We start from the raw sequence: 19,986 nt of genomic DNA, 5'->3' as shown, positions 1-19,986 counted from the left end.
ACGTCAGGCAGCGTTAGTGCTTGGAGGTTTCAGGCGGTCTGTCACGCAAAGGCTGGTGGGTTCGCCAAGGGCGAAGCCGAAGGCGCGTCGCGGCAGGGCGGCGCACCCATTTTTTGGTCAGTCCTCGCCTGGCTCAACCGGGCGACGGCCATTGCTGCGCGGCATGGAGTACCCGCAGGATCCGGATGGAGGTGGCATCCACGGCGTACACGACCAGGTAGTTGGCCGCCACGACCATCTCGCGCGTGCCCGCGACGCGGCCGGCTCGGTAGAGCTCGGGGTGTTCTGGCAGCCGTGCCGCTTTCGCTTCGAGGTCGTCCTTCAGGCTCTGGGCCGCATCCGGATTATCATCCGAGATGTAGTCAACGATGGCGAGAAGATCGGCCCTGGCCCACCGCGTCCATTCAACCGCGCGCACGGCGTTTCCGGTCGATCAGCGCCTGAACGTCGTCCATGACCTGGTCATGCGGGAGCGGCGGGGCCGGGTCGGTCAGCGCTTGCTGGACCTTGGCGCGGAACCAAGCATCATAGGTCTCGGGATCCGTCGTCAGACCTGGCGGCAGCCCGCCCTCCTTGGCGATCCGTGTCAACAGGATGCGAACTGCGTCGGACACGGTTAGCCCGACGCTGGCGAGGTTTTGCGTGGCCCGGGCTTTAAGGTCGTCGTCCACGCGGATGTGCAGCATTGAGGTATGCGCCATGGAAATCTCCTATGCTTTGGCCTACATTATGCATCTCAATTGAGATACAACCAAGGTGGTAAGCGCAGGACCGTGGTATCCGCATGCGCCACTCCACGTTCAGCGAGTCGTTGTCCGGGTCGCCAACGGGAAGTCGACGTACAATGCCTTAATGTGACTTATATTTAACATAATGATTGTTATGCGCAAAGTGTATGTAGCGGCAAAGTTGTAATGTCCGGTTCTAGCAAAGTTGAAATGTCCGCCTGAGGCGCCTGTCCATGGTATTCAGCCTGCCCGGTTGAATGCAATGGAGGATGTCCGGGGATGGCGGGAACCGAGGTCATTACAGTAAGCATGCGTGAGTTAGACAGGCTCAAGATCGTCCAGGCGGTCGTGGATGGTCAGTTACGGCCCGGGGTGGCTGCCGAACGGTTGGAGATCACGGATCGGCAATTCCGGCGGCTGCTGGAGCGCTATAGGCAAGAAGGCGCATCCGGGCTGGTTTCTCGCCGGCGCGGTCGACCCAGCAACAATCGCATGCCAGCGGACCGCGAATCCGTGGCCCTCGGCCTGATTCGGGAACACTACGCCGACTTCGGCCCGACCCTGGCGGCCGAGAAGCTGCGAGAGCGTCATGGGCTAACGTTGTCCAAAGAAACGATCCGCCGACTGATGACGGTGGCCGGCCTGTGGGTGCCGCGCAAACAGCGGCCGCCGAAGGTCTACCAGCCTCGTAACCGGCGCGCCTGCTATGGCGAACTGATCCAGATCGACGGCAGCGATCACCGCTGGTTTGAGGAGCGCGCCCCAGCCTGCACCCTGCTGGTGTACGTCGACGACGCCACCAGCCAGATCATGGAACTACGCTTCACTCATTCGGAATCCACGTTCACATACTTTGCGGCGACGCGGGCCTATCTGGAGCGCCACGGCAAGCCGGTGGCGTTCTACAGCGACAAGGCCAGCGTTTTTCGGGTCAACAAGAAAGGAGCAACCAGTGGCGACGGCCACACCCAGTTTGCGCGGGCCTTGTTCGAGCTGAACATCGAAGGTATCTGCGCCAACAGCAGCCAGGCCAAAGGCCGTGTCGAGCGGACTCACCTGACCTTGCAGGACCGACTGGTCAAGGAGTTGCGCCTGCGTGGGATCAACACGATGGAGGCAGCCAATGCCTTCATGGCGGAATTCATCGCCGACTATAACGCGCGCTTTGCCAAGGTGCCGCGCAATGACCACAACGCCCATCGGCCGCTGCGACCAGACGAGAACCTGGATCTCATCTTCGCGTGGCGCGAGCCGCGCTGTGTGTCCAAGAGCCTGACGATTCAGTACGACAAGATGCTCTACCTGCTGGCGGATACGCCAGAGCATCGGAAACTGGCCGGTCGCTATATCGATGTCTATCACTATCCGGACGGCAGAATCGAGCCACGCGCAAATGGCGCCGCCCTGCCCTACACGATTTACGATCGGCTCTCGGAAGTGGATCAAGGCGCGATCGTTGATAACAAGCGCCTGGGGCACGTATTGCAATTAGCGCAATACGTTCAGGAGAAGCGCGACAACACGCGGTCACTCTCTGTGCCTGGCACGGAGGGGGCTCCCCGCAAGCGTGGACGACCGCCCGGCAAGAAGTCGCAGCGCTCGCTGGGCCAGAACGATATGTTGGAAGCGCTGCAACAGTTGCAGCAGCAGCCGTGGCCGCTTAATGGAACTGAGAATTGATTTCAGCTTGACACCTGGAAATTCAAATCCGCCCTGCTGGCATGACGGCCTCACCCTGATCACAACTCTGCCGCTTCAGGCCAGTACCACCGCCCGACGGGACCCCCAAAAGACAGAACAAACAAGATGAAATGACACCGAACAACCGGACATTTCAACTTTGCTGGCGACCGGATATTTCAACTTTGCCTGGACAGTGTAATATTAGGCACATTACGTGCTGCTGAGGTTCACCCCCATCTGGATCACCGCCATCAGCCGCCCGTCCCGGGTCGTACCAACGTGGCGGCTTCTCGCGTGCGCGCCATGATCCGCGACAGTTACGCCTACTTCGGCCTGCCCTTGGCTCTCGCAGGCATGTGTGCACTGCATCATGATCGACCCCGCCCGGGCGCACCAGCCGCGCAATCGCCGATCGTTGGCGTGCTCGAATTGGTGCACAGGATTTGATCTCGAGCAGCGCAAGAGGTTTTTTGACAAGATGCATTTCAGCGCACACTTCAACGATCGCCGACCTTGAGAGCCAATTTCAAATTTACTCGCTATAGTGGTAAGACGAAGCTAACTGCATAGCAAGTAATTTACTTTTACAAGCAATGCAGGTAAAATTAATTTACGCGTATAACAGGTATCAGGTATGAGGCAAGTGCTCTCAACGCCATCTCAGTTAGGCGAAATATTGCGGTCGGCTCGCCGAGCCAAACGGCTCACGCAGGGCCAAGCCGCTACCAGGCTGGGACTAAGCCAAAGCCGACTGTCTGCCTTGGAGATTGAACCCAAAGCCATCTCAGCGGAACAGTTACTGGCGTTGGTCAGCCTTTATGGTTTAGAGCTCGTTCTCCAGTCGAAGAACCACGCCCCTACATCGCAAGAAACGGACTGGTAATCAATGGGAAGAAAGTCACACACCCGGGCGTTGTCAGTCTGGGCCAATGGCCAACGTGTTGGCACCTGGCGCATCCCGCCGCATAAGCCTATGGAGCTCCAGTATGACAAAGACTGGATGGCTTCTGCCGCAGGACGCCCCTTGTCCCTTTCACTGCCATTCGGCATCGACACCTCTCCTTTGAAGGGCGAGCGGGTCCGCAACTACTTCGACAACCTCCTGCCGGATAACGACAACATCCGCCGGCGACTCGCTACCAAATATCAGACTGCTTCCACCGACCCCTTCGACCTGTTGGAAGCAATAGGACGAGACTGCGTTGGCGCCGTCCAGCTTCTCAAGGAAGACGATGCCCCCCAAAACGTCGACAGTATTGAAGGCACCCCGCTATCTGACGCCGACATTGAGAAGCTCCTCGAAAACACGGTTACCACAACGGGGCCTGGAACAATAATGGAAGATGAAGATTTCCGCATCTCCATTGCTGGCGCCCAAGAAAAGACCGCCCTGCTCCGTCACGAAGGGAAATGGCTGCTTCCGCACGGGGCAACGCCGACCACACATATCTTGAAGCTACCGCTCGGGTTGGTTGGCAACCGGAAAGCTGACTTGTCGACCTCGGTAGAGAACGAATGGCTATGCATGCAGCTCTTCAAGGAGTTCGGACTGCCGGTGGCCGAGTGTGAGATATTGACCTTCGGCAAGCAGAAGGTGCTCGTCGTCACGCGATTCGACCGACAACTTCATCCCAGCGGCAAATGGATAATGCGTTTGCCGCAAGAGGATTTCTGCCAAGTCCTCGGCGTGCCTCCCCATCTTAAGTACGAAGCAGAAGGCGGACCTGGGATGGTCGACATTGCGGCAGTCCTCCGGCAGTCACAAACTCCAGAGGAGGACCTGAAAACATTCTTGGCAACACAAGTCCTGTTCTGGATGCTGGCTGCTACAGACGGACACGCCAAGAACTTCAGCATCCATATGCTGTCAGGGGGACGTTACAACCTCACACCACTCTATGACATTCTGTCCGCTTGGCCGATTATCGGGAATGGGCCCAACCACGTCTCGTACCACAAGGCTAAGCTCGCCATGGCAGTTGCAGGCAAGAACCGCCACTATCTGTTGAAGGATATCCGGCGCCGCCATTTCAATGCCATGGCACCTAAGTGCTATGCAGGCGCAACTGCGGAACCAATTATGGAGGAGTTGATTGCGAAGGTCCCAACAGCCGTTTCGAACGTGGCCAATCGACTACCACAAAATTTCCCTACCCGTGTCTCGGACAGCATCTTGGAAGGCCTTCAGGCGTCCGCCAAGAAACTCGGTGACATGAACGCAGGTTAAACGCTGCAAAACTGCTGGCCGTTGCAGGCGACTTCGAATCATCAGAGCGAGCAACTGATACTCAATTCTTGCTCAGAAATATCTATAATTGCTCGCTATGAGCAAGGTCTATCGGATCAACGAATTCGCAAAGCGCATCGGACGGGCTCCCAGTACGGTGCGCCGCTGGGAGCGCGAGGGCATCCTGGCGGCTAAGCGCCTGCCTTCCGGGCATCGATACTTTGACGAGTCCGATGTTCGGGCGACGCTTGGCGGCGGGCCTGAGAAGCGATCGACAGTCGTGTACTGCCGCGTCAGTAGCGCTGGGCAGCGCGACGACTTGCAATCTCAGGTGGCGGCGATGGAGGAATACTGCCGGGCTGGCGCAATTGCTGTGGACGAGTGGATTCAGGAAGTCGGCGGCGCGTTTCCTCGCGCTGATTGAGCGCATCCAGCGTGGTGAGATTGAGCGAGTTCTCATCGCCCACAAGGACAGGCTCGTTCGCTTCGGATTCGACCTGCTCGACCATCTTGCGCGCGAGAACTTTGCGAGATCATCGCAGTCAATCAGGAATCGCTGTCGCCAGAGCAGGAAATGGTTGAGGACCTGCTTGCGATCGTCCATACGTTCTCCTGCCGCCTGTACGGCATGCGCAAGTACAAAAAGCAGATCAAGGAAGACTATCCGGATAGCAAGGAACCGAAGGAAATTCTGGAATGACAACCGTCACCCGCACGCTCTATGCGACGTCTTCATACGTTCCTGCGCTTCGCGCGATGTGCAGGGCGACGGCGTTCGTCCGAGCGGACCTCTGGCGTCGCTACGGCGCGCTGGGGAACGTCGACAAGAGTGCGGCTGACATCCGCAAGGAAGTGACTGCTGGCGGCTGGTATGCGTCGCTCGCGGTGGACGGCACGATCCGAGCCGAGGCCACGAAGGACGCCGTCAACGACATCCTGACGTACAAGGCGGCCGCATGCGCGAAGGTGCGACAATCGCGAAGCGGAGCTCCGACGAGGCAGAGCGAAAGCGGCTCTATACCCTGCTCAAACGTGACAAGTGGCTCGAAGACAAATACCTGCACCGGATGATGCGCAAGTACTTTCGGCACGGCGTTTCGAGTTGCGACAATCAGTTCATCGTCCGCTCGGACAAGCATCAGAGCCGCGTCAGAGACGGGCACCTGGTCATCACCATACACATCGCCAGGCAATATGGCCCTCCGATCGAGCTCACGACGAACAGCAACGGCAAGAACGTGGACCTCACGGGTTGCAACCTGCGTGTGATCGTCAAGGGTGACGCGGTCGAAATCCACTACGCTACTGCGAAGGCCCACGGGCGCCCCTGCGGCTCGGGGGAAATCGGCGTCGACAAAGGCTACACCGAGGCCTTCGCCGACTCCGATGGTGAGCATCATGGGCAGACCTTCGGCGCCGTGCTGAGCGCTTTCAGCAACCAGGTTTCGAAGACCGGCAAAGCACGAAACCGGCTGCATGCCCTTGAAAAAGCCCATCGCAAAGCCGGTCGCATCGCCAAGGCCGAGCGCATCAGGAAGTGCAACCTCGGACGCGTGAAACTGCAGGCGCGCAGGGACCGCACGAAGCAGCGGTTGCGCACGATTGCCTACCAGTCCGCCCATACCATCGTGGACAAGGCGGCAATGGTCGGTTCGGAAGATCTGACGTCCCCCATCAAGGGGAAGAGTCAGTGGCGGAACTACAACCGCCGCATGAGCGCATGGGCCAAGGGTGTACTGGCTCAAGCGCTCGATGAAGTTTGCACGCAGCGTGGAGCGACGCACGTCGTCGTCAACGCCGCCTACACGTCGCAAATGGACTCGTTCTCGGGCTTGCTGGAAGGCAAGCGCGAGGGCGACAAATTTTACCGTGCCAACGGGGACGTTCTTCAGGCGGACACCAATGCTGCGCGGAACGTGCGGAACAGGATTCACGACCGGGAAATTACCCGGTATATGCCTCACCTCCAGGTGAAGCAGATTCTGCTCGCACGCTCCTCCGGCGCAACTGAGCGTCAGGTGGCTTCAGTTGGGCGGCGCAAGCCGCGTCAACGAAGTGCGGATAAATCCAATGCTCAACTTTGAGCAGATTTTATGGAACAGAGTCAACGTTGGTACGCGCGCCTCCGCGACGGCGTCGCGGAGGCCGTTCTGACACGAAGTGGAACATGCCAACGAACATCTGGTAGCTGCTCGCGTCCGCGTGCGAGTTCAGCAGAATGATTTCGTTGGCCTTGCTCCCGTTGATCTGGCTCGCATGGCGCAGCCCGATCCTGCGCTTGGTTTAGCGGTGGCGGTTCTCCTGTCGCACGCGGGTCTGGCACACAATGAAGGGCTGGAACCCCTCACCGCACCGTTCCTGCAAGACGGTTGCGGTCGTGATGTAGCTGTGTCGTTGCCAGAGGCTTTTCATGTGGGGCCACGGCCCGCATCTGGTCATCCGACAAAGGGAATTCCGAGCGCAGCCCCGGGGATCCTCCACCGTTGCCTCGATGGAAATACGTCAAAAGCACTCGCAATTTTCCACTGGCATTTCTTGTTTTGTATTCCATCATTACAGAAAATTCCATCACCCCCACATTGGGGCTCGCCCGTAGGCACAAGCCAGCGAGCGCGCGCCTTAATCAACTTCTTGTGAAACCGGAACGTTTGCGGGTGTAAAGGGCGTACTCTGGACTGGGAACACTCGTTTCAACTGTGATCGCTCCACGGCACAGGCGCAGATGCACGACCGAGGAGTGCGCAAAGGCTAGCCACCGCTGACATGGAGTGCAATCGCGTGAAGTGTATTGGAAGCGATGGCGCGACGGCGCGGTCGCTATGGCACATCATGCCGGCCATCGCACGCCACGCATCTCTGCTATGCGCGCGACGAGGCCATCCCGTCAAGGGCGTGGTGCGTCGGCGTTAAAATGTCGGTACTCGCCACAGCAGGGCAGCTTTAACGAAGGAACGTCACTATGCTCAAGCTCTACGGCTTTTCGTCAACGCTGTCGCGCGGCGCCACACACGCGACCTGCGCGTGCTGTGGGCCCTTGAAGAGATGCAACTGCCGTTCGATCTGGCCGGCATGGACCACCCACACGACCTGAACACCGAAGCCTATCGCCGGCTCCCCTTCGAACAGATCCCGTCGATCGACGACGATGGTTGGTGCTATCCGAATCCGCCGCCATCCTCGTCTACCTGGCGAAAAAAGTCCGGCTGCCTGATCCCCGCCGACCGCGCCGGCGAGGCGCAGGTGGTGCGCTGATGCTTCGCCGCGATGAACTCGGTCGAGCCGCCGCTGCTCAGCCTGATGGTGCTCGACTGGACCGTCCTCATCCTGTCCGCGCGACATGGCTTTCTGCATCCCAACACCGAGGTCGCACCATACGACGAGCGCATGACGCGGCAACGCGCCGACCAGATGATGGCGGACTTGTCGAGCTACCTGCGGCCCGCAGCTTGGCCAGGACGTGTCGGGTCGGTGATGTTCGCCGGCGGCGCCGAGTACCGGCGCGTCATGCGAGCCGCACTGGCGCGCCGGTACGGCCTTGCCCTGCCTGTCATGCACGAAACCAATGGAGGAATCGGCATGCAGCGATCGCAGCTCGGCGCCTTCCTTGCCGGGCTGAAGCCTGCGTTCCGCGACTAGATCGGTCAACATGCCAACGGCACACCGATCTTTCGCACCTACGGACGAATCCAGGCCGGCACAATCGCCACCCTGCGCTACCGGGCCGCGCCCGCTCTGCCCGCCCGTCAGGCTCGCGTCCTTTCGGTCTTCAACGGGCCGAGCGGCCCCACGGCCGATGTTGAGGTGGAAGAGTTTGTGCGCGGGCGCGTGAAAGTCTGCCCCCGCTGGGTCAGCATCGCGGATCTCCAGCCTCTCACCGGGGAGCCGGCATGATCGAATTCGACCGACAGCTGCATCGGGAAGCCGTAGAGCTATGTCAGACGGGACCGGCAACACCCGACAAACTTGTTGCGCTGGCCCATACAGGGCTAGGGCGAAGATCGGCAATCTCCAGTTCCCGCCCGAAAAGCGGCATGCGCTGCTACGGGAGATCATGCGCTACTGCGCCGACGAATGCCTGCTCGCGTGCTGTTTCACGCAGGAGGACCGCTTGGAGCGGATCGCGGGCATGCTCGATGCCGCCTACTCCCGCTACGCCTGCACCCGCGCAAGGCTCGCCGCGCGCCGCAACCGTTATGGGCGGCCGCGATTCTGACCTCTCGCCTGCAAGCCATATCCGCCGCATAGCGGCGGCAGGGGTGAGGGCTGGGTCCAATTCAGTATATAACAGCGGGTATGACACAAATGGACTCCCCCTGGCTCAGCAATCCCACCCTGGCCTACCGTGACTGGCAGGCGGGTGAGGCGGCTGGCGCTGATCGGCGCCCTTTCTCCGCGCGCTCGATCGTCCAGCACCAGGCGATGTTCGAGAACTTCCGACGACACCTGCTTGCGAGGAGCGCGACCGTTGCCTCATTTGGCACCGCCGATATCGAGGCGTTTTTGCAGACCCCCGACGCCAGGTCATACTCTCCGGCCACACGCATGCGGTACGTGAAGCTGCTGGACCGCCTGTGCCGGCATCTGGTCTTCGCCGGTGTGCGCCTGGACAACCCAGCCGCCCTGATGCTCTCCGCCGAGCGCTGGCCAGACCAAGAGCCCACACCCCAGTTCCTTGACGAGGCTGAGGACGCGCGGCTGCAGGCCTATCTTCAATCCCCTGCCGACGATCTGGCCGGCTTGCGTAGCCGGGCGATCGTCGCGATGTTTCTCGCAACGGGGATTACCGCGGCGGAAGCGCGAGCCGCGCGTTTGGGGGACCTAGTACAACATCCCGTAAATAGGTTGAATAAATAATCGCCTCGGATATCATGGCGGGATGAGCCGAGGCCGCCAAGCAACGCCAGTGAAGCTGGCGAAGAAAGAAAGACAGGAACTGCTATCGCTGATCGAGCGCAAGACGGCTGCGCAGCGAGATGTGATGCGCGCGCGAATCGCGTTGTGGGCCCACGAGGGCCACGCCAATACGGTCATTGCGCGGGAACTGGGTGTATCGGTGCAAACGGTCTGCCTGTGGCGCAAGCGCATTGCCCAGCAAGGTGCCCAAGGCATTCGCGAAGGCGAGCGCAGTGGTCGTCCGCCACGCATCACGCAGGAAGCGCGACTACAGTTGATCGCGCTGGCGTGTGAAACGCAGGAACCTGAGGGACGGGTCACGCCCACGCTCGACGAGATTGTGGCGCGCGCCGTGGAGCGCGGCGTCGTCGGGCAGATCAGCCGCAGCCAGGTGCAGCGCATTCTGCAGGCCGGCGACGTGCGTCCGCACCGGGTTCAGCAATGGCTACATAGCCCAGACCCGCACTTTCGCGAGAAGGTCAACGGGATTTGCAAGCTGTACCGCAAGGCGCCTCGAAATGCGGTGGTGCTCAGTATCGACGAGAAGACTGGCATTCAGGCCATTGAGCGTAAGCACCCGGGACGGGCACCCGCGCCGGGGCGGCTGCGTCGGCGTGAATTTGAATATGTTCGCCACGGCACCCAGGCGTTGATTGCCGCGCTGGATGTGCATACCGGACAGGTGCTGGCAGACTGCCGCGACCGGCGCACCCAGGAGGATCTGGTAGCCTTCATGGAGCGCGTGGCAAGCGCGTACCCGGGCAAACAGGTGCATGTCGTCTGGGACAACCTGAACACACATTGCGCCCAGGCCGTCTGGCAGGCGTTCAACGCGCGGCACGATGGGCGGTTTCACTTCCACTTCACGCCATTGCATGCGAGTTGGGTCAATCAGATCGAACTCTGGTTTGCCCGCTACACACGCCGAGTGCTGCGCCACGCGAGCCACACCAGCATCGCGCACCTGCGCGAACGCACCGAGCAGTTTGTCCGCGCGCACAATCAGGCAGCACGCCCGTTCAAATGGAGTTTCCGGGGCTATCCGCTACAAACCGGCGCATCGTAATCGAGAATCGACATGCCAGCCTTACCCGCCAAACATTACGCTGCCGAATTGCAGCGGCAACTGCGCAGCCTACTCGGCCACGAGCAGATCATCACGCAAGCCTACGGGCGTCACCTGCTGATCAAACGTCTGGACGACGAGGAGCCGACCGTGGTGGCTCGGCTGACCGAACTCGGCCGCAATCGTTATGGCGCCGCCTTTCGCAGCCATAGTGGGCGTTGGGAACCGTTGCCAGGCGCAGGCTCGCTCGACGAGATGGCGCAGGTGGTCGTCACCCTCCTGCAGCCGTATCTGCAGCCCGATAATTATTAAACCTATTTACGGGATGTTGTACTAGTGCCGGATACAAACCCGCCCTATCTCTTCGTGACGAGACATGGGGCGCGGGACGCGCGCACTGTTCACTTGGCCGAATTCGCGGTACCGCTACTTCAGGCCTGGCACGTCCGCCGCGCAACCCTTCCCGTCGAAGGCGACCTGCTTTTTACCCTTACCCCGGATGGCCGCCCCATCACCGACATGAGCTTGGGCCGGATCGTGGCCGCCACGCTGGAAGCGATAGGAATCTCCGGCGTCGAGCCAAGTCCCCGCACGCTGCGCAATACGTTTTGCCGGCGTCAGCTGCTCGCTGGCTGGACGCACGACGACGTGACCCGGATCTTAGGACTTGCCAGCAATCGCACCTGCGACCGCATTGCCGCTACCATTCCGGCTGCCCGACGGCGAAAAATCATGAAATGATCGGGGTTTCAGCGCATCTCACTATTGCACTCGCGCTTGCATTTGCTATTCTTCGCGGATGCGATGTACGCGATATCCCGCGCGCACGCATTTCTTAATCAGATACGACTATGGCCACGAAAGCATCCGCGAAGACTGCAACGAAGACCGCCGCAAAGAAGGCTGCCCCGGCAAAGAAGGCCGCTCCGGCTAAGAAGGCTGCCGCAGCCTCCCCGGTTGCCAAGCCGCTGAAGGACACGTTCAACAAGTCGAGCCTACTGGCGCACCTGGTCGACCAGACCGAGCTGGACAAGAAGACCGTGCAGACGGTGCTTGCCCACCTTGAGAACACCATCGTGAGCGCGATCCACAAGAAGGGCGCAGGCGAATTCACCCTGCCGGGCCTGTTCAAGGTGGCGGCCATCCAGGTGCCGGCCGCCAAGAAGCGCTTTGGCAAGAATCCGTTCACCGGTCAGGATCAATGGTTTGCCGCCAAGCCGGCCAGCGTGAAGGTGAAGGTGCGCCCGCTGAAGAAGCTTAAGGACGCCGCGCTGTAATCGCATTCGCTGCGGCGAGCAAAAGATAAAGCCGCGAAATCTCGCGATTCTGAACTGCACCCCAAAAAATTGGGGTCCAACTTCTTGGGGTCAGTTCATTCCGGGGCTTTTTGCATTGATTACCACTAGAACAGGGATTCTCGGGCGGCAAACCTCGTCTGCACGGCATCAGTCGGCGCGGCGACACATACCCGCGGACCCTGCTCATCCACGGGACGCGGGCGGTCCTCCGCTACGCAACGAGAAAAGTTGATCCGCAGAGTGTCTGGCTGCAGCAGCAGCTTGCGCGACGCGGCCACAACTGTGCGGCAGTCGCGCTAGCCAACATGAACGCCCGCATCATCAAAGCGACTCGAACCGAGGCAGCAGGCTGAACGATTCCATCAAGCTGTTGCATCGACCAGTTGAATTCGAATTCTGTCAGGGACGGTCGAAGTATCGGGACGAGCATTGGTCCGAGACCGGCCAACTCCAGCCACTCGTCCGCACCCTTGACGGGACTTTGAACGTCGGCACCGCCAATACAGCGGACCTTTGCCCGGCACCCACACTGCCAGCTCAATAGTAATTCCACGCACCGGGATACGGAGCATTCCTAAAATACGCAGTCGGCATCAGATCCGCGAATAAGAAATTGGCATTATGCGGCCCGTACGAAAATCTTGGCTTGATCAACGTACTTGCTGGGCGGACGCGATCCGCTGGATCCAATTCCGCCCCAGTCGGGGCATCGCTTCCATCCGCAACTGCGCCTTGGCCAATCCAGTGCGCGCCCTTGCGCCAGCCTTTCTGCACATATAGGGGTGATTGTACCTTTCGTGCAAAAGCTGGCGGTGATCACCTGGAGAGCCGCTTGGGACAAGGCTATGCGTCTTCCTGCTTTTCACGCGGGAGGGATTAATGCAACTATTTGATGCGAAGGGATTTTTTGGCCCACACTGCCATATTTCGCACGAAAGGTACGATCACCCCTCCTCGCGCGCGCTCCAGCTCGGTCGAGAATTGGGTACGCAGTTCGGGCCAGCTGACGGCCCGCGGCTGCAGCACCTCCGCCGGCGTGCCCATGTTTCCCTGCGCACCAGGCTGTAGCGCTTGTTGGCGGTGGGCGTGACACCGTAGTGGAAGAACAGCAGCCAGCACACCTCGCGGTACAGCGCACGGGTTTCGGGGAAGCGGCTGCGCAGTTCGGCCAAGTCGGCCTGTAGGAGACTGCGCCAAGACGGGGGCGAACTCCCTGACTCCCGCTCTTCGCATCGAGATCCGTGCCATGTGAGTTCAGTGCGGCGTACAGCGAAACGGGTTCACGCGCGTCTCGCGCGCGGGTCGGCTTTGGCGTGTTCGATCGCCGTAAGTGTTTCTGAGTCCAGCACTGCCTGGGCGTCGGACGAAATGGCAAACGGTTTGCCGTCGATGTCATGGACGTGTAACTGCTCATGGGTGACAGCATCCGTCACCAGCGCGCGGCCGGTCAGGCGCAGGGCGGCTTGAAGATGTGATTGTCCCGAGACGATCCGGTAATTACGTCCTTCTGATTGTCTCACCACCGCGTCAGTGGGGATCTCGTTGAGCTCGATAGTGCCGAATCCGGGGAGCGACATTTCCTCGATGCGATTCTTGATGCAGGCGACCATCACGGCCGCGCCGGGGTGCTCGGTTTCCGTAAGCCGTTCATATTGACCGAGGAGGATGTTGGCCTTCTCGATTGAGGGCGTCATATAGACAAAGGATTGGATGGCGGTCGGCGGGCGAGTCAACCGGGTCGCCATGATCGCGAAGGCCCAGTCCCTTTTGTAATTGCAGTGTGGGCAAACCCAGCCGTATTTGGTGGCAATTAGGATGCCAGGGGCGCCACCTTCGACTCCGTGGCGATGATCGGCGCTGTTCCTGCAGATGAAGGCGCGCAGAACCGGGCCGCCGAGGCCGACCTGGTTCTCGTTGAGCTTCTGGACCTGATCGTCCGTGAACGGTGCGCGAATGTAACTCATGGCATTTGAGACGGCAGCTTCGGCGTGGCGTAGCTATCGCCGCGCAGCCGGCACCCGGGACGCTCGGGAGTCTGCCCGGCGGCTAACAGAATCGCCGGGCGCCAAAACACACTGCGGCCGCTTCCTTCCAGTTTATGCCCGGGAGAAGGTCTATGTTGCTTTGGCCGGGCCCGAACCCTTTGTGTGCTGCTCGACCTCAATCCATTCCCAGCCATGAAGATGACGTCACATCCATGCTTGGTCGCCGTATCGATAATCCCCTGGCACGGCATCGAGGTCGTCATTTCGATCTGGCATGTGACGCCTGCTGCCCTGGCTTCCGCCACACCTCGGCCAGCCTGGCGTTGGCCACTTCTGCCGCACGTCCTTCGAACGCCTTGCGGCTTGGATGCCTGGCATCGCCCGGCGACAGACGCGCCTGCAGGCAACCTCACCAAGCATTTCTAACTCAGCATTCTGCCAAGCTGAACAGCGTCTTGAGCTCGTCCCCGCTAAGATTACCGATCCACTGTTCGCCGGTGCCGACTGCCAAGTCGGCCAGTTCCCGCTTGGCGCGAATCATGTCGTTGATCCGCTCTTCAAACGTGGCGCGAGTGAGGAATCGGTGGACCTGAACATTGCGGTGTTGGCCAATGCGATAGGCTCGGTCCGTTGCCTGCGCTTCCACCGCTGGATTCCACCATAGATCGTAGTGAATGACGTTGGAAGCCGCAGTCAGATTCAGGCCTGTCCCGCCGGCTTTGAGCGACAGGATGAAGATGCGCTCGGTACGGTCGCTCTGGAATCGCTCAACCATCGCATCTCGCCTGGCCCGCGCGACACCCCCGTGCAGAAATAGGGGATCGCGGCCATATCGCTGTCGCAGCCAAGCGCAGAGCAGGTTTCCCATCTCGCGGAACTGGGTGAATACCAGCACCTTTTCGTGGCTAACGTGGAGATCGTCGATCAGCTCAAAGAAACGCTCCGCTTTGCCAGACGCCGCAGGATCGGCCTCGCCCCTTTTCAAATACTGCGCCGGATGGTTGCAGATCTGCTTCAATGCCAGAATCATCTGCAGCACCAGCCCCTGGCGCTTGAAGGTATCGGATTCCCCCGAGATGGTTCGCAATCCCTCCTGCACCACAGATTGATACAGCGCCGTCTGCGCCTTGGTGAGCGCGCAGTATTGATCCTGCTCGATCTTGTCGGGTAGATCGCCAATGATGGCCTTGTCGCCTTTCAAGCGTCGCAGCAGGAACGGGGCCGTGACCTGCTTAAAGCGCTGCACGACATGCTGATCGCGCTGGATCTGAATAGGCATCGCATATTCTCGCGCGAACTGATTGAGGTTTCCCAGATAGCCCCGGTTGGCAAAGTCCAGGATGCTCCAATACTCAGACAAGCGGTTCTCCACCGGCGTCCCACTCATGGCAATGAAGCTGGTCGCCGGGATCGCCTTCACGGCCTTGGTCTGGGCAGCAGCCGGGTTCTTGATGTTCTGGGCCTCATCCACGACGACGATGCGCCAGGCCAAGGCATGGAGGGAAGCAGTAGCCGTACGCGCGATGCCGTAGGTCGTCAGCAGGATATCGGGCCGAATCACCGCGAGTTCACGCTTGTTGCCGTGGAAGATGCCAACCTCCAGATTGGGGGCAAAACGCTCAATTTCCTTCTGCCAATTGGTCAACAAACTGGTGGGCACGATGACCAGGGCCTTGGCGTCGTCAAGCGCACCATCCTCCTTGAGCTTTTGCAGCGTAGCGATGACCTGAAGTGTCTTGCCCAACCCCATGTCATCGGCGATCACGCTGCCTAAACCGATTCGCGCGTTGCGATAAAGCCAGGCATAACCCCGCTGCTGGTAAGGGCGTAAAGTGGCATTGATGCCGCGAGGCAACGGGACCGTGCCCGCTTCCACCAAATCCTGAATGATCTTATGGGCCTTGGCATCCAGGCCCACGGTCGTGCCGGCGAATTCGCCCGCGAGGGCGACGCGCAACAGTTCAGCACCGGAAGGCACCGATGGCTTAAGCAGTTGGGCACGCAGGCGCTCGACCTCTTCTGGATCAAGATAGACGTACGCCTCTTTGAAACGTACAACGCCTGCGGCATCCTTCACCAACCTTTCAAACTCAGCGCGCGTGAGCAAATGGTTGCCAACGGCCACTTTCCAGTCGAAGGCAAACACGTCGTCGGCGCTAAAAAATCCCGCCGTATCGGTCGCCTTACCCCTGATCTGCATGGACAGGCGGGGTCGTAGCAGACTGTCTAGCGCCTTTGGTAACAGCGCTCGAATCCCGAGCAAGCGGATTACCGGCAGCGTGTCAAACAGCAAGGCCGGCAGCTCATTCGCGGCAATCTCGATGGGGGCCTTGGCGCCAGCCCTAATATAGGCATTGAGCGGTGGGAAGAACTCGGCTAATAGCGCGATGGTCTGCAGAATGCCAAAACGGGCCTTCGACCAGGACCGATCAATCAGGATCGCAGCCAGTGGTACTGGCTCTCCCAGTGCAGCCGATCGGTGCTCGATTGCAAGGGTCAGCCCGAAATGGCCTGCTTTCGCCTCCTCGAGGCACAGCAAGGGTGTATGTTCTCGGCGCGCTAGATGAAATCGGGATAGCCAGGTGTGGATGCCAGCGGCAATCTCCCCCTCACCGGGACCGTCGTAGCGGGCGCGGCCGGTGCGGAAGAACAAGGCCAGCGTCTTATTCCCGAGCGGCTTTTCCCTGGCGCCATCCGACAATGCGTGAATGAAGTGATTCAGAAACAGGGAACAGACGAATGTAGCCTGGGCCTCCCGGGCGAGCACTGCCCGCTTCCTTCCCGTCCCGGTCCTGACCAGGCCTGACGGCAGCGCTGCGGCAAGGCGCTGCAGGACGTTCCCCACGACACCATCGAGCGTGGCGGGAAGCCAGCGCAGCAAGACAGTGTCGGTATCTGCCGAGAGGATTTGCGGGACCACCGCACCACGCGCGATCAACTGCAGTGCTATCAGGCGGACGTGGAACAGGGCGGCAACCTCGGGCTGCACGTCTGGCAGATTGCTCGCATCTACGTGGGCCAGTGCTGCTTCCAGCGCCTCGATGGTGGTGATGTCCTTCGTGCCGAACACCGACGGGTGCAATCTTGCGTCCAGTTCAATCCCCGGGCGGTCATCACCGGAGAACGTGAGGCGCTGCGCGTCGACGGCACCGGCGCCGGAATCCATGGCTTGTTGCGCGGCCTTACTCGCCCGTGCCAGCAAACGCCGCAACGTCTCGCGAAAATCTCCATTGGGAAAGAAAGTGGGGCGCGCCGGCAGCACCTGTAGCAGTGGACCGGACAGGTCCGGAATCCCGGAGAAATCCAGCTGATCAAGCGCAGCAAGATCCCCCGCATCAGCCAGGGCCTCTGAGGCTGTCGGCAGCAACTCGGTCAATGCGGGTAGGACAGCCCCAGCTGCCGGCGCCAAGTGGATGTCCCGCGACTTCAAGGCTTGCGCCAGTTCGACACCCCGCAATGAGAACACCAGAAACGGATTGCCGTCGATTTCCCGGCTCAGGAGGTAAATCACCGCCGCCAGGTGCTTGCAAGGCACGGCCCAATCGGGGCAGGAGCATTGCATATCGAGGTCCTTCCACCGGGCGGGGAAGACGGAAATCCCAAGATTGCGCGCGTGGTCCAGCACCGACGGATCCAGTTCCCGGTTGAGCATCCGGGCGAGCAGGGTGGGCTCGGCGGCGATGGCGTCCAGAAGCCGTGCGGAATCCTTGGCGGAAAGCGGTGGCACCGTGATCGTCACCTGGTAGGGACGTGGCCGGGAGCCCTGTACCTGGGCGTGGATCGTCCCGGCCCTGACGACAAGATCCTTGACCGCTCCTTTGTTCGCGTAGGTCCGCCCGCGCGGCAGACGATTGTCGTAGTCGATGTGTGTCAGGGCATTGAGCCATTGCTCGCCCCACCACGTTCTACCGAAGGACTGTCGCACAACTGGCCGGGCCTCCTTCAATGTTCGGTGGATTTTCTGATCTGGGGGGAATCCGCTATCCCAATCGGTGCCGTTCCCCGGCGGCGGATCAAAGCACCCCGCCGCCTCCAGTTCCTCCATCGTCAACCCGTACTCGGCCACCTGGGCCTGGATCCAGCGAATCGCCTTCGCCCGCTCATTTCTTTCTGTCATTGCTACCACGTCGCTGTCGCTGCCGTCATCCGGAGGAGCGACAGGCGCCCCCTGTTCTTTGTCCTGTCCATTCTTCGCGGTCTGGCGCCTCGTCGCCGGCTTTGCGCCGCCGTCCACCACCGTCACCCAGCTGGTGGCATTGTGCTGTGCCTGGGCGGCCACAAGCCAGTCGGTGACAACCTAGCCTTCTAGCTTGCCTTGCCCTCGCCCTGTGCCACCAACCCCGCAGCCTTCGCCGTCGCCGCGTATTGCGACGCGGCGCCAACACTCACACCTGCCCCCGGTGGCTCATATCCCCAGTTCCCGCAATGCGTGTTGCAAACGACGGTCGGCCGTGCCGTTCGAACCATCCCTGGTAGCAGGGTGTTTGTCCAGACATCGCTTGAGCAAGGCCGTCAATTGGGCGGGGTAGGCTGGCGCCCACGGTTCAACTGATGCAACTGCCCCGATCAGCGCACGGTATTCTCCGTATTGATCGGCATTGAGCGTCGCGACAACTTTCGTGGCGAATAGTGCAGGGTCGACGCCTGCGTGGACACCCACCTTGACCAGATCGGAGCACGCCTCGTCAAAAATAGCACTAACTTCCCATCCCTCTTCGGTCGTGCGTTCATAGACCGTTCCGGCCAGCGCGAAGAATTCCCACAACAGGTCGGGTGCGCGATCGGGGGCTGCTCTGGCAATAGAGGAGGCGATGGCCACCCGGATGGCATCGAGCTCCGCTGCCAATTCGTTGAGCTGTTCCGCGCGGAGAAACGAGGTTTGCGCGGCGAGTTCACTGATCCATTCGCGGACTGCGGCGACCATGTTCTCGCCGCGTGGGGCGGCCAGCTCGAATCGCAAGCGACGCCGTAGAGGAGGATGCGTCATGGCCAACTCGGCCAGCAGCGTCGCCTGGCGCTCCGGTGCGATCGTTGCCACGGCTTTGACATTAATCTCGTCGTCGATTGACAACAACTTCCCCCCTCAAAATTCCCCGGATACAACCGAGCACACCGGACACGCGCGACGGCCATTGCTGCATGAGATCGAGGCGCGAGGTAGGTAAGCTCCATCCGCGACAGCCCGATGGCGCTCTGGATTTTAGAATGCGAAACCTTGATCGTGCCAGTAGTGCCAGTCCGCGACTGCGACGCGGGCCGGCTTGTCGCCGTTCACCGGATCGATCTGAGCTAGGGGTGCCACGACGTCGCGTTCGCCCCACCGAACCCAGACAAAGATGCCAACCCGACAGAGCTCTTCAAGAGCGAGTCCGGTGACCAAGACGTGTTCACCGGTGGGCAGCGGCGAGGAGTCCATCGCCTCGCGAACGCTGGCCTTGAATGGAAACGAGAGTTGTTCTTCCAGATAGCAGTGCCAATAGCGCACGCTCCTCCTCGGAATACGCGTCGACGACGATTTCCATATCGATGCGATGCTCACGTTGCGCGTTGAGTTTTGTCTTGGCCATGATGTCGTTCGATAACCACCTGAGCGCGGGGCGCGTTCCAACTCGGCCCCGAATTCGGTACGCAACTCCACCAGCTGGCGGGCGCGGCCTCCAGTTTCGCCCGCCCCGCTTCCATGCCCGCGCCACCCCGAACTGATTCGCTATTGAAGTAATGATAACCTGCGGCGCTATCCGACTCGGAAGAACTCTACCGACTGCCCCGCATTGACCGCCCGTCGCAGCCAGTCCGGCATCTCGCCCTGCCCGTCCCAGCTCATCCTCTCCGCGTTGCGGTAGGAAACCTGGGCGGTGGTGGCGGAGGCGGCGGATCGAAGCACCCCGCCGCTTTTAGCAATTAGACTGCGATCAACGCAGGCGTCTCGGCAATCGTGCGTCGTCACCGCGACTATCGAGCCGTGCCTTCGACAGCGCAACGGCCTCATGGAACTTTTGCTCAAGCAGCTGCCGGGGTGGAAGCTTCAACCAACTGTTCCGCACTTCGTGCGTAATGGCGCGCCGCGCGGGCCTAGACGTTGCGCATCGCGCGCCGGAAGCGTTCC

At 60.6% G+C, this 19,986-nt stretch carries 17 protein-coding genes and 6 pseudogenes; 14 read left to right on the top strand and 9 right to left on the bottom strand.

All coding sequences use genetic code 11. The features are described from left to right. Window positions 1-133: 133 nt before the first annotated feature. Window positions 134-418 (bottom strand): type II toxin-antitoxin system RelE/ParE family toxin, encoded by a 285-nt coding sequence (locus AC5WJ1_RS29155; RefSeq protein ID WP_135706445.1) that lies wholly within the window; start codon window positions 416-418, stop codon window positions 134-136. Then, window positions 405-701 carry a type II toxin-antitoxin system RelB family antitoxin gene (gene relB / locus AC5WJ1_RS29150; RefSeq protein ID WP_022540171.1) on the bottom strand — a complete coding sequence of 99 codons (297 nt, stop codon included), beginning with the start codon at window positions 699-701 and terminating at the stop codon, window positions 405-407. Before relB ends, AC5WJ1_RS29155 begins: the two co-directional genes overlap by 14 nt. A 306-nt stretch (window positions 702-1,007) precedes the next feature. On the opposite strand from relB, the gene AC5WJ1_RS29145 reads away from it, so the two are divergent. From AC5WJ1_RS29145 to AC5WJ1_RS29125, 5 genes and pseudogenes are all read left to right on the top strand, one after another. Continuing rightward, the gene (locus tag AC5WJ1_RS29145; RefSeq protein ID WP_494476782.1) at window positions 1,008-2,408 is read left to right on the top strand and encodes an ISNCY family transposase; all 1,401 of its coding nucleotides are present in this window, start codon (window positions 1,008-1,010) and stop codon (window positions 2,406-2,408) included. A 637-nt stretch (window positions 2,409-3,045) separates the two neighbouring features. Next, entirely contained in the window at window positions 3,046-3,294 is a 249-nt protein-coding gene (locus AC5WJ1_RS29140; RefSeq protein WP_436225600.1) for a helix-turn-helix domain-containing protein, read from the top strand. 3 nt (window positions 3,295-3,297) lie between these two features. After that, complete coding sequence (locus tag AC5WJ1_RS29135; protein ID WP_494477367.1) at window positions 3,298-4,638, top strand: type II toxin-antitoxin system HipA family toxin; 1,341 nt, start codon at window positions 3,298-3,300, stop codon at window positions 4,636-4,638. A gap of 97 nt (window positions 4,639-4,735) precedes the next feature. After that, a pseudogene (locus AC5WJ1_RS29130) lies at window positions 4,736-5,338 on the top strand (IS607 family transposase). Between the two features lie 256 nt (window positions 5,339-5,594). Then, a complete protein-coding gene (locus AC5WJ1_RS29125) occupies window positions 5,595-6,722 on the top strand; it encodes a nuclease/transposase family protein (RefSeq protein WP_494477366.1) in 1,128 nt (375 codons plus the stop codon). A gap of 27 nt (window positions 6,723-6,749) precedes the next feature. Here the strand turns inward: AC5WJ1_RS29125 and AC5WJ1_RS29120 are convergent. Continuing rightward, window positions 6,750-7,156: pseudogene (locus AC5WJ1_RS29120) on the bottom strand (DUF932 domain-containing protein); the annotation flags it as partial. 503 nt (window positions 7,157-7,659) lie between these two features. Between AC5WJ1_RS29120 and AC5WJ1_RS29115 the strand changes: the two are divergent. From AC5WJ1_RS29115 to AC5WJ1_RS29075, 9 genes and pseudogenes are all read left to right on the top strand, one after another. Beyond that, a complete protein-coding gene (locus AC5WJ1_RS29115; RefSeq protein WP_494477365.1) occupies window positions 7,660-7,890 on the top strand; it encodes a thioredoxin domain-containing protein in 231 nt (76 codons plus the stop codon). Window positions 7,891-7,902: 12 nt separating this feature from the next. Then, window positions 7,903-8,274: a DUF6884 domain-containing protein gene (locus tag AC5WJ1_RS29110; protein WP_494477364.1), complete on the top strand. Its 372-nt coding sequence runs from the start codon at window positions 7,903-7,905 to the stop codon at window positions 8,272-8,274. Between the two features lie 415 nt (window positions 8,275-8,689). After that, window positions 8,690-8,851, top strand: coding sequence for a hypothetical protein (locus tag AC5WJ1_RS29105; protein WP_494477363.1), 162 nt, complete (start codon window positions 8,690-8,692; stop codon window positions 8,849-8,851). A gap of 89 nt (window positions 8,852-8,940) precedes the next feature. Beyond that, window positions 8,941-9,492 (top strand): site-specific integrase, encoded by a 552-nt coding sequence (locus AC5WJ1_RS29100; RefSeq protein ID WP_494477362.1) that lies wholly within the window; start codon window positions 8,941-8,943, stop codon window positions 9,490-9,492. A 22-nt stretch (window positions 9,493-9,514) separates the two neighbouring features. Then, window positions 9,515-10,597: an IS630 family transposase gene (locus AC5WJ1_RS29095; RefSeq protein WP_494477361.1), complete on the top strand. Its 1,083-nt coding sequence runs from the start codon at window positions 9,515-9,517 to the stop codon at window positions 10,595-10,597. Between the two features lie 12 nt (window positions 10,598-10,609). Next, window positions 10,610-10,909, top strand: coding sequence for a hypothetical protein (locus AC5WJ1_RS29090; RefSeq protein ID WP_454735195.1), 300 nt, complete (start codon window positions 10,610-10,612; stop codon window positions 10,907-10,909). A gap of 93 nt (window positions 10,910-11,002) precedes the next feature. After that, a complete protein-coding gene (locus AC5WJ1_RS29085) occupies window positions 11,003-11,338 on the top strand; it encodes a hypothetical protein (RefSeq protein ID WP_494477360.1) in 336 nt (111 codons plus the stop codon). Between the two features lie 110 nt (window positions 11,339-11,448). Further along, entirely contained in the window at window positions 11,449-11,874 is a 426-nt protein-coding gene (locus AC5WJ1_RS29080; protein ID WP_494477359.1) for an HU family DNA-binding protein, read from the top strand. A 131-nt stretch (window positions 11,875-12,005) separates the two neighbouring features. Beyond that, window positions 12,006-12,248, top strand: a pseudogene (locus tag AC5WJ1_RS29075) (IS110 family transposase); the annotation flags it as partial. A gap of 634 nt (window positions 12,249-12,882) precedes the next feature. Here AC5WJ1_RS29075 and AC5WJ1_RS29070 read toward each other — a convergent pair. The 6 genes and pseudogenes from AC5WJ1_RS29070 to AC5WJ1_RS29045 form a co-directional block, all read right to left on the bottom strand. Continuing rightward, a pseudogene (locus AC5WJ1_RS29070) lies at window positions 12,883-13,067 on the bottom strand (DNA-binding protein); the annotation flags it as partial. A gap of 108 nt (window positions 13,068-13,175) precedes the next feature. Then, a complete protein-coding gene (locus AC5WJ1_RS29065) occupies window positions 13,176-13,859 on the bottom strand; it encodes a hypothetical protein (protein ID WP_494477358.1) in 684 nt (227 codons plus the stop codon). A gap of 448 nt (window positions 13,860-14,307) precedes the next feature. Continuing rightward, entirely contained in the window at window positions 14,308-18,159 is a 3,852-nt protein-coding gene (locus AC5WJ1_RS29060; protein ID WP_494477357.1) for an SNF2-related protein, read from the bottom strand. Window positions 18,160-18,285: 126 nt separating this feature from the next. After that, on the bottom strand, window positions 18,286-18,951 hold the full coding sequence (locus AC5WJ1_RS29055) for a DUF6880 family protein (protein WP_494477356.1): 666 nt from the start codon (window positions 18,949-18,951) through the stop codon (window positions 18,286-18,288). 12 nt (window positions 18,952-18,963) lie between these two features. Then, window positions 18,964-19,447 (bottom strand): annotated as a pseudogene (locus AC5WJ1_RS29050) (calcium-binding protein). Window positions 19,448-19,614: 167 nt separating this feature from the next. Beyond that, a pseudogene (locus AC5WJ1_RS29045) lies at window positions 19,615-19,778 on the bottom strand (H-NS family nucleoid-associated regulatory protein); the annotation flags it as partial. Between the last annotated feature and the right edge of the window lie 208 nt (window positions 19,779-19,986).

Source organism: Cupriavidus sp. MEYA8 (assembly GCF_059278825.1).
This window is presented reverse-complemented; position numbering and strand designations above follow the sequence as displayed.